Raw genomic sequence first — 16,137 nt, 5'->3', positions numbered from 1 at the left:
AATAAAAGTGAGTATTTTAAGTGCAAAAAATTTAGAAACGAGTTATGAAAAGCTTACAGTGTTTCGCGATTTAAATGTGGAAATACAAGAAGGAAAAGTAACGACAATTATAGGACCAAACGGGTGCGGGAAATCGACATTGTTAAAAACAATGGGAAGAATTTTAAAGCAAAAGAGCGGTAAAGTATATTTGCAAGGACAGGATTTAAATACAATTCCAACGAAAGAAATTGCGAAGCAGTTAGCTTTACTTCCACAAACTCCAATTGCACCAGGAGAGCTTAAAGTAGAAGAGTTAATTTCTTATGGACGCTATCCACATCGAAATAACGTAAATAAGTTAACTTCAAAAGATAAAGAAATGATTGATTGGGCATTAGAAATAACGAAAACTTCTGAATTTCGAACGAGACAAATTGCAAATTTATCAGGTGGTCAACGACAGAAGGTATGGCTAGCGATGGCTTTAGCACAAGAGACAGAAGTGTTGCTATTAGATGAGCCAACTACATATCTTGATATGTCTCATCAATTAGATGTATTACAAATTGTGGAGAAGTTAAATAAAGAACATAATTGTACGGTCGTTATGGTATTACATGATATTAACCATGCAGCAAGGTTTTCAGATGAAATTATTGCAATGAAGGAAGGGGAAATCGTTACAACTGGTAGCCCAGAAGAAATAATTACAAATGAAGTGTTAAAAGAAGTATTTCATATTGATGCACGTGTCATGATTGATCCGTATAATGGGTCTCCTGTTTGTTTCGGTTACGATAGCGTTGTATCTCAAGAAGAGAAAGTAGAAATATATGTAACGAGTTAAGAAGGGGGGATATAAGATGAATACTACTATTGAAAAACAGCAGGTTATTACATTTAATACAGAACAGTGGAAAATGTATTCAAAATTAGAAGGTAAAGAATATCAAATTCATATTTCAAAGCCGAGGCAGCCAGCACCAGAGTCAGGATATCCTGTTATATACGTATTAGATGGCAATGCCTTTTTTCAAACATTCCATGAAGCGGTTAAAATACAATCAGTTAGAGCAGAGAAAACAGGTGTTTCACCAGCCATTATAGTAGGTATTGGTTATCGTATTGAAGGGGCATTTTCAGGTGAAGAAAGATGTTATGATTTTACGCCTAGCGTAATTTCAAAAGATGCGCCTTTAAAACCGGATGGCAAACCGTGGCCTAAAACAGGAGGAGCACATAACTTCTTTACTTTTATAGAAGAAGAACTGAAGCCTCAAATCGAAAATGATTTTGAGATTGATAAAGGAAAACAAACGTTATTTGGGCATTCGCTAGGTGGTTTATTTGCTTTACATATACTATTTACAAACGTAAATGCCTTTCAAAATTATTTTATAAGTAGTCCATCTATTTGGTGGAATAACCAATCTGTGCTTGAAAAAGAAGAGAATCTTATAGGTGAATTAAATAGTGCCAAGTTTGAAACGGGAGTGTTCCTTACAGTTGGGGCACTAGAACGAGAGCATATGGTTGTAGGGGCAAACGAATTGTCAGAGCGCCTTCTCCAAGTAAAACACGATCAGTTTAGATTTACGTTTTATGAAGCTGAAGGGGAAAATCATGCGTCAGTTGTGCCGACTTCTTTAAGTAAAGGGTTAAGGTTTATTAGTCACCTATAGAAGAGGGAAAAGGTAAGCAATTGCTTACCTTTTTTCATTATTGTTTAAAGGCAACGTATCCATCAATTAAAAAGCTACTGAAAAAGCGAGTGATGTGAATAAAGCCACATTCCTTCATGATAGTTAGTAGATTTGTTTCGGAAATAGGAAATATTTCTGTTTCAAAAGAATTTTCAAATCGGTTCCAATCTTCTAATGGAATTTGATTTTGCATCATGTGGTTGCGCCAAGCATTCAATTGTGCAGAAAACATACTTGTATGGGGTACACCATTTATTGTAGAGAGAAAGAATGGAGCACCAGGTTTTAAGCGACTACTAATTTCATTAAGAAGCTCTTTTTTCTCCTTAATAGTTGGGATGAAATGAAGAACAAGCATACAAGTAGCAGCGTCAAATAATGGATTGGTTAATAATGAATGGACAGTTCCATGTACAAAGTGAATTTGATTTTGTATGCCTTCGCTTTCAATTCTTTTTTTAGCTAGCTGTAGCATGCTTTCAGATGGATCAACACCTGTAAAAGATAAGTTGCTATTTTGTTTGCCTATTGAGAGAATTTCTTGTCCACCACCAGCACCTATAACTAGTAAATTTGGATTCATATTTTCTTTAGGGAGTGTAGTAAACAAGAAATGATTCATCATTTCATATAGGTTGTAGTAGCCTGGGATTTTACATGGAATTCTTTGTTCATATGAATTTACGGTAGTATCATTCCAATTCATTTTTAACCTCCTAAGTATGTGTATTATAGGTTTATTATGGAATGAAATTATGAAGGGTAACAATCCCGTAAATCTGGGGGGAAGAGGATGTATGAAAAAATAACGAAAGAAATTACAATGGTAGCGAATCGTATAAGTTCTATAAGGACATTTCAAGAGTCATTTCTCCACTTAATACGTAAAGTCATTGATTTTGACGCCGCTTGTTTTACAGCTATAGACCCAATTTCTTTTTTATCTACTGGGGCATTTACGGATGAAAGTGTTGAAAAGATTCATCCACAATTGTTTATGAATGAATTTCTAGAAGATGATTTTAATAAATTTAAATATTTATCAGAACACTATCCTCATGTTGCTTCTCTTAGTATGGTGACAAATGGTGAACAAAAGAAAAGCTCTAGATACCGAAATATTTTAAAACCAGCAAGTTTTGGAGATGAATTAAGGGGCGTTTGTATGAGTAAGGGGAACTGTTTTGGGCATCTTAGTTTATTTCGAGGGAGTACAAGTCCCGCTTTTTATATAGATGATTGTAAGTATTTGGCAACGATAGTCCCAATTGCTGGAGAGGCTTTAAAAAAGGCATTTCCTAAACCTTTTTCAGAAGAGAAGGTAATAGGGACAGGCACGATTATATTAAGTGAGGATTTTAATTTATTATATTGGAATCAAGATGGCAGCGATTGGCTCTCAAATCTTAGAAAGTATGAACAGTTAAATATAAAAGAAATACCAAGGCCAATACGTGCGGTTTGTTCGAAAGTAAAGGCTAACGAATATAATGTAGGTTGTATGAATAGAGAAGAAAAAGTTTGTATACCTTTAGCCTATGGACATTTTTTAATCATTCGGGCCAGTAAGTTAGAACGTACAAGTAGTTTTCAGGGTGGTTATGTTGTTCTATTCGAAAGAGCAAGACCGGAAGAAATCTTTCCGCTTATTACGGAAGTGTATAGTTTTACAACACGTGAGAAGCAAGTAATACGTAAAATTCTTACAGGTATGTCGACAAAGGAATTAGCCCATGAACTTTGTATATCTATATACACGGTACAAGATCATTTAAAATCCATTTTTGAAAAGACTGGGGTAAGTAGTAGAAATGAACTCGTGTGGGAAGTTTTTTCAAGATTTTGTTTTGATGTCGATGAATAAAAATAAAATAACTCTACAAAAATCACATGAAGTACGGTGGATGAGTTGTAGAATAGGGCTGAAAAAAGGTTATGGATGAAACATTCCATAACCTTTTTTTATCAGTAGAATTGTCCTTTTTGAAAGTTTTGTTTCAACTTTTCGTCTAAATAGACAAAAAGTTGTCACAATTCGGTCACAATTAGCATAAACATAAAATAGACGAAATGAACTTATTTCCAAAAAGGCTTGATTCATTCCATTCATGATTAATAGAGCTGAAAAAGCATGGATTAAAAGTTCACTATATTCTCAAGGAGGTAGATCGTATGAAAACTATTCTTGCTATCGCTGGGCTTATTTGGGTTTTATCACATGGTATTCCAATTTATGAAGGAGAACAAATTCGCAGTGCTCTGAATAAAAATTTTAATGACTATCATATCATTGATCGGCAAGATAATGTTGTGACAGTTCGTGTAAATGACTGTTTTCATACGGTAACCGTTGAAGGAACTTCAGTAGTGAATGATACAAAAGTATGTGATCAGCAATAATTATATATAGGAAGAAAAAAGTCTCAATTTACACGTGTGAAAATTGAGACTTTTATATTTGTGGATGAATAATAAGCGGGGATGGACAATCCCTGCTTATTATTGTTTTTTTGAAAAAAAGAAAGGGTATCATATTAATTGAGACTGAGAAGCTAATGATGTGTTAAGAATAATCATAAAGCGAAAATATACTCATATGGGGTATCCTACATAGATATTTGATGATATAATTGGTATACTCATAAAAGCAATTGTTTTATTGGATGAAGAGAAACTTTAAGAAGGTGATAATATGGATCATAAGGACCATGAATCAGTAACACATAGATCAGAAAAAGAAAAAGAACAAATTATAAATAGATTAAAGAGAATTGAAGGCCAAGTCCGTGGTATTCAAAATATGATTGAAAATGATCGTTATTGCGTGGATATTTTAGTTCAAATTTCTGCGATTAATGCAGCGATGAAAAAAGTAGGAATGGGTGTCTTAAAAAATCATACGAGTCATTGTGTTTCAGGAGCTATTAAAAATGGTAATGGTGACGAAGCAATTGAAGAATTAATGACAGTATTTGAACGTTTTTCAAAAGCATAAAAGCCAAGCTAGTATTTGACTAGCTTGGCTTTTGTTTATATAGGAGAAGATATATAAATTCATAATTGGAGCAAAAAAATAAAGATTTTAGAAAAAAATAAAAATCATGATACAAAACCATTGATTACCTTAGGGGGGTATGGTAAGATGTAGTTGTGATTAATAAACAATGAATAAACAAGAGGAGGATTTTAAATGGAACAGTTAACATTAAAAGTTGAGGGTATGTCTTGTGGGCATTGTGTAAATTCTATTGAAAGTAATGTGAAAGAACTAAACGGCGTTGAACAAGTAAAAGTTCAATTAGCAGAAGGAACTGTTGAAGTTACTATCGACTCATCAGTTGTAACGTTAAAAGATATCGTTGCTGTAATTGAAGATCAAGGCTATGAAATTCAATAATAATTTTTAATATAGAAATAAATCGTACTTTATATGGAGTACGATTTATTTTGCTAAAAATTATACCTTATAAGGGTATATAGAGGTGAGAGACATGAATGAAAAAAAAGAGGCCAATCTCCAAATATCAGGCATGACATGTGCAGCCTGTGCAAATAGAATTGAAAAAGGCCTGAAAAAAGTAGAAGGTGTTCATGATGCAAATGTAAATTTTGCACTTGAAAAAACAAAAATAATGTATGATCCCCATAAAACAAATCCACAACAATTTAAGGAAAAAGTTGAGTCGCTAGGATATGGAATTGTAAGTGATAAAGCTGAGTTTACTGTTTCAGGGATGACATGCGCAGCATGTGCGAATAGAGTAGAAAAGCGTTTAAATAAGTTAGAAGGTGTGAACGGAGCGACAGTAAATTTCGCTTTGGAATCAGCTACAGTAGATTTTAATCCTGATGAAATTAATGTAAATGAAATGAAGAGTGCAATCACGAAATTAGGATATAAATTGGAAGTGAAATCAGATGAGCAAGATGGATCAACTGATCATCGTTTACAAGAAATTGAACGACAAAAGAAGAAATTTATTATTTCGTTTATTTTATCATTCCCGTTACTGTGGGCAATGGTAAGTCATTTCTCATTTACATCATTTATTTATTTACCTGATGTGCTTATGAACCCTTGGGTGCAGCTAGCTCTTGCAACTCCGGTTCAGTTTATCATTGGAGGCCAGTTTTATATTGGTGCTTATAAAGCGCTACGCAATAAAAGTGCAAACATGGATGTTCTTGTGGCACTTGGAACGTCCGCAGCTTATTTCTATAGTGTTTATTTAAGTATTAGGTCGATTGGTTCTTCAGAACATATGACAGATTTATATTTTGAAACGAGTGCGGTACTTATTACTTTAATTATTTTAGGTAAATTATTTGAGGCGAGAGCAAAAGGGCGTTCATCAGAAGCTATTAAAAAGTTGATGGGACTACAAGCGAAAACTGCCACAGTTGTGCGAGATGGAACAGAGATGAAAATTTTAATCGAAGAAGTGGTAGCTGGTGATATCGTTTATGTAAAGCCTGGTGAAAAAATACCAGTAGATGGAGAAATTGTAGAAGGAAAATCAGCGATAGATGAATCGATGTTAACAGGCGAGAGTATTCCAGTTGATAAAACAATTGGGGATGTAGTAATTGGCTCTACAATGAATAAAAATGGATTTTTAAAAGTTAAAGCAACTAAGGTAGGAAGAGATACTGCATTAGCTCAAATTATTAAAGTAGTAGAAGAGGCTCAAGGTTCAAAAGCTCCTATTCAAAGGGTAGCTGATCAAATTTCTGGTATTTTCGTACCAGTTGTAGTTGTAATTGCTATTATCACATTTGCAGTGTGGATGCTATTTGTTACACCTGGTGATTTTGGCGGAGCACTTGAGAAAATGATAGCAGTACTTGTTATCGCTTGTCCGTGTGCATTAGGTCTTGCGACACCTACATCTATTATGGCTGGATCAGGAAGATCGGCTGAGTATGGCATTTTATTTAAAGGCGGGGAGCATTTAGAAGCAACCCACCGATTAGATACAGTTATTCTAGATAAAACAGGTACTGTGACAAATGGGAAGCCGGTGTTAACAGATGTAATTGTAGCAGATGGATTCCATGAAGAAGAAATACTACGTTTAGTAGGTGCGGCAGAAAAAAATTCTGAACACCCACTTGCAGAAGCGATTGTAGAAGGAATTAAAGAAAAGAAAATTGTTATCCCAAGTTCAGAAACATTTGAAGCGATTCCGGGATTCGGCATCGAATCAGTTGTAGAAGGGAAACAATTATTAATTGGTACACGTCGATTAATGAAGAAATTCGATATTGATATTGAAGAAGTTTCTAAATCGATGGAAGCGCTAGAACGAGAAGGAAAAACAGCAATGCTTATTGCGATTAATAAAGAATATGCTGGTATAGTGGCTGTTGCGGATACTGTAAAAGATACTTCAAAAGCAGCTATCGCAAGACTTAAGAAAATGGGTCTAGACGTTGTTATGATTACAGGAGATAATACACAAACTGCTCAGGCAATCGCTAAGCAAGTTGGTATTGATCACGTAATTGCAGAAGTATTACCAGAAGGAAAAGCAGAAGAAGTGAAAAAACTGCAAGCGCAAGGTAAGAAAGTAGCAATGGTTGGAGATGGAATAAATGATGCTCCTGCACTGGCTACGGCGGATATCGGTATGGCAATTGGAACCGGAACGGATGTAGCGATGGAAGCGGCAGATATTACGTTAATCCGTGGTGATTTAAATAGTATTGCTGATGCAATTTTTATGAGTAAAATGACGATTAGAAATATTAAGCAAAATCTATTCTGGGCGTTAGCTTATAACGGCCTAGGAATTCCAATTGCGGCGCTCGGTTTCTTAGCACCTTGGGTTGCAGGTGCAGCAATGGCATTTAGCTCTGTATCAGTCGTATTAAATGCATTAAGATTACAAAGAGTTAAATTGAAATCTTAAACACTTTCAGCTATAAAGCGAATTTAATATGCTTTTTTACAATAAACAATACTTTGTATAAGTATTGTTTATTGTTCGTTTAGAAGGAAAAGTCGATATAATATAGAAAGAGCAGAAGTAGAATCATATATAGTGGAAGAAACTGCTTCGAAAATAAACACGAAATAATTATCCGGATAACCGAAATAAAAGAGTTAGTTTGATAAGGAGTTTTACATATGTTTAAAGATATTAAAATTAGAACATTCCAGAAGGAGGATTTAGAGCAAGTATTACAATTGTTCTATGAAACGGTTCATACGGTGAATGCAAAAGATTATAACGAGTTACAGCTACAGGCGTGGGCCCCAGAGCGACTAGATAGAGAGAGATGGCTACAGTCTTTAGAAAAGAATATTTGTTACGTTGCTGATTATAAAGGTGTGATAGTGGGATTTGGGGATTATAATGATGATCATTACGTAGATCGCTTATTTACGCATAAAGATTATCAAGGAAAAAGGATAGCATCATACATACTACAGAAGTTAGAAAAAGAAGCAGTGAACTTGCAGCATAGGGATATATATACAGAGGCGAGTATTACAGCAAAACCTTTCTTTGAAAGCAAAGGTTTTATTTGCATAAAGGAACAAAATAAGCAGCGTAATGGTCAGATTTTTATTAATTATGTCATGAAAAAAATAGCCTTCTCATAAATGAGAAGGCTATTTTTCATTATTTTACAGCTTCTTTTAGTTCTTTACCAGCTTTAAAAGCAGGTACTTTAGAAGCTGCGATTTGCATTTCTTCACCCGTTTGTGGGTTACGGCCTGTACGAGCAGCTCTTTCACGAACTTCGAATGTACCGAATCCGATAAGTTGTACTTTTTCGCCAGCAGCTAAAGAGTTAGTGATTGATTCTACTACAGTTTGTAAAACTACAGTAGCTTCTTTTTGAGAAATCTCAGCGTTTTGTGCTACGTTTTTAATTAATTCTGTCTTATTCATGTTTTTCACCTCATATGTAAATAATGCTATTTAAGTTGTTATTATAACGTATAAAACATTCGAGAACAAGTGTACGTACATATATTCGCAAAAAAAATGAAATTTGTAATATTTTTTAGGACCAATTTATAGACATTCAATTTAAGCGGATACAGATTTTTTCTTTAATGCAGTTTGCTCTTTATTGGAAGGTAGTTTCTTATTATAAGATATGAAATAAGGTAATGCTACAAATAACATACCCCCTACTAAGTTTCCGAAGAAAACAAAAATGAAGTTTGGAAAATATTCAACCCAAGTTAAATGACCAGAAAAAATTGCAGCTGGGATGACAAACATATTGGCTACAACGTGTTGAAATCCAATCGCAACAAAAGTCATAACAGGGAACCAAATACCGACAATCTTTCCGATAAATTCTTTACTTCCCATACTGAGCCAAACAGCTAAACAAACGAGCCAATTACACCCGATTGCAGAAATGAAGGCTTGCAGTGGTGTATCTTGTAGTTTAGCTTGTGCAATAGTAACTGTTTTTGCTAAAAAAGCTCCCTCCGTTAAGCCGACGATATGACCAAAAAAATAAGCGACGAATATAGCACCTATGAAGTTGCTAAACGTAACAATAACTAAATTTCGTATGAAGTGAAATAAGTCGATTTTTTTGTGAAGCCATGCCATTGAAACGGTCATCATGTTGCCAGTTACTAATTCACCGCCTGCAAGGATAACGAGTATAAGACCGATAGGGAATACGGCAGCACCTAAAAAGCTAGTAAATGATCCCCAAGATTTTGGCATTGTTCCGATAACATGGATATCAAGTAAATATCCTAATGCTATGAAAGCACCACCAAAAAAACCGAGAATTAGCATAGGGAGCAATGATAAATGAGCTTTTTTTCTTCCAGAATTAGCAGCAAGTTCCGTAATTTCTTCTGGTGTAAATACAGACATGAATAACCTCTCCTTAATAGAATGATGGAATGAATAGAAGAAACATTTTAAAGAATCTATGTATGATAAAAACATGATATGATTTCTGTATAAATTTGTCAAAGTGAGTGGGGCTGAAATTGGATATAACGAACATTGTTCATGTTGTCACATTAATGTAACAATAAGGATTTAAAGTGATTTTAGAGGTGAAAACATGAATACGCATCATGTAAAAAAAGAACGAAAAAAATCAATCGTAAAGATATTTATTATTAGTTTCATAAGTATATTAATGATACCAGTAAGTTTGTATTTCTATGCGACTGAAATAGAAAGAAGACTAGTAACAGTTACGTGGAATGAAATAGAAGCTCCTACAATTCCTAAAGAGTTTAATAATAAAAAAATATTGCAGTTCTCAGATTTACATTTAGGACCAGATTTTACATTGAAACAACTAGAAAATTTGGTGGAGAAGATGAATGAATTACATCCAGATATAGTAGTTTTTACAGGAGATTTAATAGATAAGTTTGGATCCTATAGTGCGGAAAGAGAAGAAGCAAAGGTTATTTTGCAGAAAATTAAAGCTCCCCTAGGAAAATATGCTGTGTTTGGGAATCATGATAGAGGTGGGGGCGGTAGTTTATTTTACAAAAAGTATATGGAGGAAGCTGGTTTTTCTGTGTTAGTAAATGAAGTGCAGAAAATTAAAGGGGAAAACGGCAAGTATATTATAATATCAGGTTTGGATGATTTTTTATTAGGGAAGCCACAAATAGACTCGACTTTAAAAAACTTAAGACAACAAGATTTCAATATGCTATTAATACATGAGCCGGATGTTGTAGATAAAGTATCTCGTTATCCAGTCGATTTTCAAATGTCAGGACATAGTCACGGAGGACAAGTTCAAATTCCTTTTGTAGGTCCTTTAATTACTACAAAACTAGCTGAGAGTCATGTTGAAGGTATGTATGAATTAGAAGGGAAGAGTAAGCTGTTACATTTATACGTAAATCGTGGTATTGGGACAACCCGAATGCCTGTTAGATTTTTGAGTGTACCGGAACTTTCACTATTTGTATTGAAGCAAAGTAGTGACTGAAGTAGAACGTTTAATATTTTGAAGAATTAAGAGTACTTTTAAAGAAAGTTCTCTTTTTTTATTGATTAAATACAGAATATTATGTATTTTTTATTTAAACTGTTAAAAAGAAAGGGGAATTTCTATGATAGAAACATGGCATAAAGAATTGGAAAGTTTATATAATCAAATGGTTTCGTGGCGAAGAGATTTTCATCAATACCCAGAGCTATCGTTTCAAGAAATAGAAACACCGAAAAAAATAGCTGAAATTTTAAAAAGTTTTCATATTGATGTGAAAACAGATGTCGGGGGAAGAGGGGTAATCGGCGTAATTGAAGGTGGAATACCTGGGAAGACGATGGCGCTACGTGCTGATTTTGATGCACTACCTATTCAAGATGAAAAGAAAGTTTCATATAAATCAAAGGTTCCTGGTGTAATGCACGCTTGTGGCCATGATGGACATACAGCAACACTTTTAGGAGTTGCAAAAATATTAAGTGATAACAGAGACCAACTTTCAGGAAAAATAGTCCTTATTCATCAACATGCAGAAGAGAAAGAGCCTGGCGGAGCAATTGCCATGATTGAGGATGGTTGTTTAGAAGGAGTAGATGTTGTTTTTGGTACACATTTATCTTCTCAGATGCCTTTAGGAATTGTTGGAACGAAAGCTGGAGCAATGATGGCGGCAGCTGATACTTTTGAAGTGAAGATTCAAGGGCGAGGTGGTCACGGCGGTATGCCACATCATACTGTAGATGCTATTATCGTTGCAACACAAGTTATTAATCAGTTGCAACTTTTAGTGAGTAGAAAAGTCGATCCACTTCAATCAGCAGTTTTAACAGTTGGTACATTCCATGCCGGGCAAGCCGATAATATTATTGCGGATACTGCTACGTTTACAGGAACCATTCGAACGTTAGATCCTGAAGTGAGAGAATATATGGAGAAGGAATTTAGACGAGTTGTTGAGGGGATTTGTCAGTCCCTTCATGCTGAAGTTAATATTCAATATAAACGAGGCTATCCAATATTAATAAATCATGTAGCTGAAACACGTCATTTTATGACGGTTGCGGAACACGATTTTGGCAAAGAAAGGGTCATGGAAGTACCACCTATTATGGGCGGAGAAGATTTTGCATATTACTTAGAACATGTTCCAGGAGCATTTTTCTTCACAGGTGCCGGTAATGAAGAAATAGGGGCAACATATCCACACCATCATCCTCAATTCGATTTTGATGAACGTGCGATGTTGGTTGGTGGGAAGTTGCTTTTAAGTCTTGTGAATAGTTATTCAAGAGATGGAAAAGAATTTCTTCATCATGTAGAAGTGAAAAAGTAATTTACATAAATAAAAAACAACAATAGGTCATATAAAACCTATTGTTGTTTTTTATTATTTTTGCAAGGAAAGACTATCAAAATATGTTCTATAGTTATTAGAGAATTCAAAGTTGTTTTTTGCATCCCAATTAATAGACCAAGACATTAGGCCACGGAATGCAGGATAGCCACTCTGATTTGAAAGTTTATACTTTCCTCCGAAAGGAATTCCTTTAATGATATAATCTAAAGCTTTTTTCATTTCAGTTGGAGAAATATATCCGCCACTTGGAGCGGCCGCTGGTGCTGCAGGAAGTCCAATCATGACTTGATCCGAACGAAGAGGCGGGAAAATGTTATTTGCATTACCACCTACAGGAAAACCATGTAAGAGCATATCTGCCATAGCGACTTCGTAGTCTGCGGTACCTTGATTGTAGTTATTACCGTCCATTCCAATCCCGCTACCAGCGTTGTAGTGTTGAACGTGAATGTATGTTAGTTTGTCTTTCACTCCGTAAATAATCGGTAAATATGCACCCCAGATGCTTCCATATGCGCTATAGCCGCCTTGAACATAAGCTGTTTCAGGAGCCATGCTTAATAGGAAATCTGGACCGTAATGGTCTGAAATCGTTCGAATTGCTGAGATAAGATTCACGATTTGAGGAGTTGTTGGGTTTTTAAAATTAGTGTCATTACCGTTTAAGTAAATACCTGATTCAAGGTCAATATCTATTCCATCAAAACCGTATTTATCGATTAGAGATTGTATGGAATTAATAAAACGTTGTTTAGCAGCATTGTCAGGAAGTAAAACGACCCCATTTTGTCCACCTATTGAAAGAACTACTTTTTTTCCTTTACTTTTTAAATAGGAAATATCAGATTTGAATTCTGCATCTGTACCATACACAGGGGAAAATTCAACAGTGGAACGATCACCACCAGTTTCACCGAAAGATACATTTATTACATCCCATTTTGGTGAAACATCTTTTAATTTAATAATGCCAGTACCGTTATCAAAGTTATGCCAATATCCAACGAGTAATTTTGACCCTAAATTGTTTGCTGCTTGTGCTTGAAAGGGAGCTAGCGGTAGCAGTAAGAAAATTACTAAAGTACAACAAATGAATTTAAACTTGTTTAACATATCAACACTCCTATACAAAAGTTGTCTAGATGTATAATCTTGTTCATTTAATGATATCTGAAAATTCATTCTTTTGTAAGGTGACTATAATTTTCTCAACAATTGTGTATGGGAAATTATTAAACCTAATGAAATAATTTTTGAAGGAGGTAGAATTACGATTGTTAAATTCAGAATATTTTGATATATTTTAAAGTATAGGATAAGATTTTTCACATAATACTCTTACATAAATTTCAAAATTAAGTTTGGAAGGGGATGTACAAGAGTTGGATAAAAATCTTAAGAAAGACCTCAAAATACGCCACATTACAATGATTTCCATTGGTGGCGTAATAGGAGCTGGTTTGTTTGTTGGAAGTGGTGCGGTTGTGCATTCAGCAGGTCCAGGTTCTATCGTTTCATATGCATTAGCAGGACTTCTAGTTATTTTCGTTATGAGAATGCTAGGAGAAATGGCAGCTATTAATCCAACAAGTGGTTCATTTGCAACATATGCAAGAGAGGCAATTGGTCCATGGGCAGGTTATACAATTGGGTGGCTATATTGGTTTTTCTGGGTAATTGTTATTGCAATAGAAGCTACAGCAGGTGCTGGTATTATTCAATACTGGATTCCAGAAATCCCACTCTGGTTATTAAGCTTAATATTAACGATTTTATTAACGTTGACGAATGTTTTCTCGGTGAAATCATTTGGAGAATTTGAATATTGGTTTTCATTTATTAAAGTAATAAGTATTGTTTTGTTCCTTTGTCTTGGACTAGCTGTTATTTTAGGATTTGTACCAGGAACGGAAGCACCTGGCACTTCGAATTTGGTAGGTCAAGGAGGATTTATGCCAAATGGTATAAGTTCGGTGTTACTTGGAATCACCGTCGTTATATTTTCATTTATGGGATCTGAGATTGTTGCAGTGGCCGCTGGAGAGTCTGCCGAACCTGTAAAGGCAGTCAAAACAGCAACAAATAGTGTAATTTGGCGTATTCTCGTATTTTTCATTGGATCGATCGCTGTAGTTGTTACACTCCTTCCGTGGAATTCGGCGAACATACTAAAAAGCCCATTTGTGGCGGTACTGGAACATATAGGGATACCAGCGGCAGCGCAAATTATGAATTTTATCGTTTTAACAGCTGTACTTTCTTGTTTAAATTCGGGTTTATATACGAACTCAAGAATGCTTTTTTCAATGGCAGAAAGAGGAGATGCGCCAAAGGCATTTTTGAAATTGAATAGTAGTGGTGTTCCAGTTCGGGCGGTTTTATTTGGAACTTTCTTTGCTTACATTGGAGTTGTTTTTAGTTACATATCTCCAGATAAAGTATTTTTATTTTTAGTGAATGCATCTGGCGGGATTGCGTTACTCGTTTATCTCGTTATAGCAGTTTCACATTTCAAGATACGTAAAAAAATGGGGAAAGCGGAACAACAAAATTTGAAAGTGAAAATGTGGCTTTTTCCATATGTAACATATGTTACAATTGCTGCGATTATAGCAGTTTTAGTTGCCATGCTCGCAATTGAATCTTTACGTTCACAAGCGCTTTTAACAATGCTTGTTACTGTTCTTATAATAATTTCTTATTTTATTTTTAATAGAAATAAAAATAGTACATTGTTGAATCCTAAAAGTAAGAATGAGGAATCTGTTCGATTCTAATTTCTTGTTTTAGAAGAGAGTTACACCCAATCATTGCTATAAAAGAATCATATATAATCATAGAAACAAGTAATTACTATTGTCATAGTGAATATAAACTTTTTTCTTGACTTTTTATATGAAGGCGAGCAAAATGGTAAAAAAGGAAGGGGGGATGACGATGGAAGAGTACGTATTAGAGCTGTATAACTTTTTATATACGACAGAATGGCAAGATATTGTTTCATTTCTAGGAATAATGTTTTGTATGAAAATTGTAATTGTATATATGGAAGAGCAAGGTATGTTCTATTCCTTCTCATCTCCGTTCGATGTGCAGCGCGAGCCGTTGCCAAACTATGCCAAGGTAAATTACGAACAATTTCCTTTTGTGATTTTCTTTATGATTCGATTTATAACAGCAATTGTAAAGAAAAAGGAAAGTGACGATGAAGAGTGCCACTCAACTTGTAATATAGCGACTGCTTTTTAAGCTAAATACAAGGAGGAGATTTATATGTGGTTTCGATTTCTTATGATTGGTTTCTTTTCATTAACAGCAATTTCATTAATGGGATATCAAGTGTCTGAAATATATCAAGCGTATAGCAGTACGTTTTTTAACAAAAACTAATCGCATTGCTATTTGAATAATAAAGCGAAAAAATCCTTCTTAAGAAGTATTGTTAAGAAGGATTTTTTCTTTGCCCTGTCTTACTGTGTCAAACTATTGTCACATTTACACCGTGAATAATATGTTAAAATAGTGAGGTTAATTATACATATTTGAAAGAAGAGGAGTGACCAATTTGGTGGATCAATCAACGAATCAGAAAAGCTATGCTCCTATTGTGATAACGCTTTCTGTAATTGTAAATGCGATTATTTTGTTTTTGTTCTTTGGACCTGTTGGCTATGAAGGGGAAGTACATTTTGATGTAACTATCTTACCAATGTTAAACGCAATTTTTAATAGTTTTACGTTTGTATTTTTATTAGCAGCTTTATTCTCTATTATTAAAAAGAATGTAAAGATGCACCGTGGTTTTATTCTTGCAGCGTTTACAACGACTTTATTATTTTGTGTGTCATATTTATCGTACCATTACTTGGCACCGGCAACACATTTCGGTGGAGAAGGATTCATTAAATATGTGTATTTCATCATTTTAATTACACATATTATCCTTGCGGCGATTATTGTACCCCTTGCATTGTTCGCACTTGTATTTGGTTTTACGAATCAATTAACACGTCACCGTAAAATTGTACGTTGGACGATGCCGATTTGGTTATATGTAAGCTTATCTGGGGTTATTGTTTACTTAATGATCTCACCTTATTATCAATAAAAAATCTCAGCCTAAAGGCTGGGATTTTTTTGTTA

17 protein-coding genes are annotated in these 16,137 nt (G+C 34.6%); 13 read left to right on the top strand and 4 right to left on the bottom strand.

Annotation, left to right across the window (positions count from 1 at the left end; genetic code table 11):
- The first annotated feature begins 7 nt into the window (after positions 1 to 7).
- Positions 8 to 829: an ABC transporter ATP-binding protein gene (locus NSS97_RS18805; RefSeq protein ID WP_002014663.1), complete on the top strand. Its 822-nt coding sequence runs from the start codon at positions 8 to 10 to the stop codon at positions 827 to 829.
- A gap of 16 nt (positions 830 to 845) precedes the next feature.
- Complete coding sequence (locus NSS97_RS18800; protein ID WP_044439843.1) at positions 846 to 1,664, top strand: alpha/beta hydrolase; 819 nt, start codon at positions 846 to 848, stop codon at positions 1,662 to 1,664.
- A 37-nt stretch (positions 1,665 to 1,701) separates the two neighbouring features.
- Here NSS97_RS18800 and NSS97_RS18795 read toward each other — a convergent pair whose 3' ends face one another.
- Positions 1,702 to 2,391 carry a class I SAM-dependent methyltransferase gene (locus tag NSS97_RS18795; RefSeq protein ID WP_044439841.1) on the bottom strand — a complete coding sequence of 230 codons (690 nt, stop codon included), beginning with the start codon at positions 2,389 to 2,391 and terminating at the stop codon, positions 1,702 to 1,704.
- A gap of 87 nt (positions 2,392 to 2,478) precedes the next feature.
- Between NSS97_RS18795 and NSS97_RS18790 the strand changes: the two genes are divergently transcribed.
- From NSS97_RS18790 to NSS97_RS18765, 6 genes are all read left to right on the top strand, one after another.
- A complete protein-coding gene (locus tag NSS97_RS18790; RefSeq protein WP_044439838.1) occupies positions 2,479 to 3,549 on the top strand; it encodes a helix-turn-helix transcriptional regulator in 1,071 nt (356 codons plus the stop codon).
- Positions 3,550 to 3,857: 308 nt separating this feature from the next.
- Entirely contained in the window at positions 3,858 to 4,085 is a 228-nt protein-coding gene (locus NSS97_RS18785) for a hypothetical protein (protein WP_002190443.1), read from the top strand.
- 292 nt (positions 4,086 to 4,377) lie between these two features.
- Positions 4,378 to 4,680, top strand: a complete 303-nt coding sequence (locus NSS97_RS18780; RefSeq protein ID WP_002014668.1) for a metal-sensing transcriptional repressor — start codon at positions 4,378 to 4,380, stop codon at positions 4,678 to 4,680.
- 195 nt (positions 4,681 to 4,875) lie between these two features.
- Positions 4,876 to 5,082, top strand: coding sequence for a copper chaperone CopZ (gene copZ, locus NSS97_RS18775; RefSeq protein WP_002033654.1), 207 nt, complete (start codon positions 4,876 to 4,878; stop codon positions 5,080 to 5,082).
- A 94-nt stretch (positions 5,083 to 5,176) separates the two neighbouring features.
- Complete coding sequence (locus NSS97_RS18770) at positions 5,177 to 7,597, top strand: heavy metal translocating P-type ATPase (RefSeq protein ID WP_044439834.1); 2,421 nt, start codon at positions 5,177 to 5,179, stop codon at positions 7,595 to 7,597.
- Between the two features lie 218 nt (positions 7,598 to 7,815).
- Complete coding sequence (locus NSS97_RS18765; protein WP_044439832.1) at positions 7,816 to 8,295, top strand: GNAT family N-acetyltransferase; 480 nt, start codon at positions 7,816 to 7,818, stop codon at positions 8,293 to 8,295.
- 19 nt (positions 8,296 to 8,314) lie between these two features.
- Here the strand turns inward: NSS97_RS18765 and NSS97_RS18760 are convergent, their stop codons facing one another.
- Both NSS97_RS18760 and NSS97_RS18755 read right to left on the bottom strand, forming a co-directional pair.
- Complete coding sequence (locus NSS97_RS18760; RefSeq protein WP_002033657.1) at positions 8,315 to 8,587, bottom strand: HU family DNA-binding protein; 273 nt, start codon at positions 8,585 to 8,587, stop codon at positions 8,315 to 8,317.
- A gap of 141 nt (positions 8,588 to 8,728) precedes the next feature.
- Positions 8,729 to 9,544, bottom strand: a complete 816-nt coding sequence (locus NSS97_RS18755) for a formate/nitrite transporter family protein (protein WP_002087973.1) — start codon at positions 9,542 to 9,544, stop codon at positions 8,729 to 8,731.
- Between the two features lie 196 nt (positions 9,545 to 9,740).
- On the opposite strand from NSS97_RS18755, the gene NSS97_RS18750 reads away from it, so the two are divergent.
- Both NSS97_RS18750 and NSS97_RS18745 read left to right on the top strand, forming a co-directional pair.
- On the top strand, positions 9,741 to 10,634 hold the full coding sequence (locus NSS97_RS18750; protein ID WP_107886472.1) for a metallophosphoesterase: 894 nt from the start codon (positions 9,741 to 9,743) through the stop codon (positions 10,632 to 10,634).
- Between the two features lie 124 nt (positions 10,635 to 10,758).
- Complete coding sequence (locus tag NSS97_RS18745) at positions 10,759 to 11,970, top strand: M20 metallopeptidase family protein (RefSeq protein ID WP_044439826.1); 1,212 nt, start codon at positions 10,759 to 10,761, stop codon at positions 11,968 to 11,970.
- Between the two features lie 54 nt (positions 11,971 to 12,024).
- On the opposite strand, the gene NSS97_RS18740 is transcribed toward NSS97_RS18745, so the two are convergent.
- Positions 12,025 to 13,107, bottom strand: a complete 1,083-nt coding sequence (locus NSS97_RS18740; RefSeq protein ID WP_002087965.1) for a chitinase — start codon at positions 13,105 to 13,107, stop codon at positions 12,025 to 12,027.
- Positions 13,108 to 13,376: 269 nt separating this feature from the next.
- Between NSS97_RS18740 and gabP the strand changes: the two genes are divergently transcribed.
- The 3 genes from gabP to NSS97_RS18725 all read left to right on the top strand — a co-directional run bounded on the left by gabP (position 13,377) and on the right by NSS97_RS18725 (position 16,102).
- Positions 13,377 to 14,771, top strand: coding sequence for a GABA permease (gene gabP / locus NSS97_RS18735; RefSeq protein WP_000360102.1), 1,395 nt, complete (start codon positions 13,377 to 13,379; stop codon positions 14,769 to 14,771).
- A 133-nt stretch (positions 14,772 to 14,904) separates the two neighbouring features.
- Positions 14,905 to 15,243 carry a hypothetical protein gene (locus tag NSS97_RS18730; RefSeq protein WP_078175321.1) on the top strand — a complete coding sequence of 113 codons (339 nt, stop codon included), beginning with the start codon at positions 14,905 to 14,907 and terminating at the stop codon, positions 15,241 to 15,243.
- Positions 15,244 to 15,559: 316 nt separating this feature from the next.
- Positions 15,560 to 16,102, top strand: a complete 543-nt coding sequence (locus NSS97_RS18725) for a DUF420 domain-containing protein (RefSeq protein WP_000228315.1) — start codon at positions 15,560 to 15,562, stop codon at positions 16,100 to 16,102.
- The last annotated feature ends 35 nt before the right edge of the window (positions 16,103 to 16,137 follow it).

It is taken from the genome of Bacillus sp. FSL R12-0074, assembly GCF_038005725.1.
Lineage (GTDB): Bacteria > Bacillota > Bacilli > Bacillales > Bacillaceae_G > Bacillus_A > Bacillus_A mycoides.
Note: the sequence above shows the minus strand (reverse complement) of the source record. Positions and strands in the feature narration are given on the sequence as shown.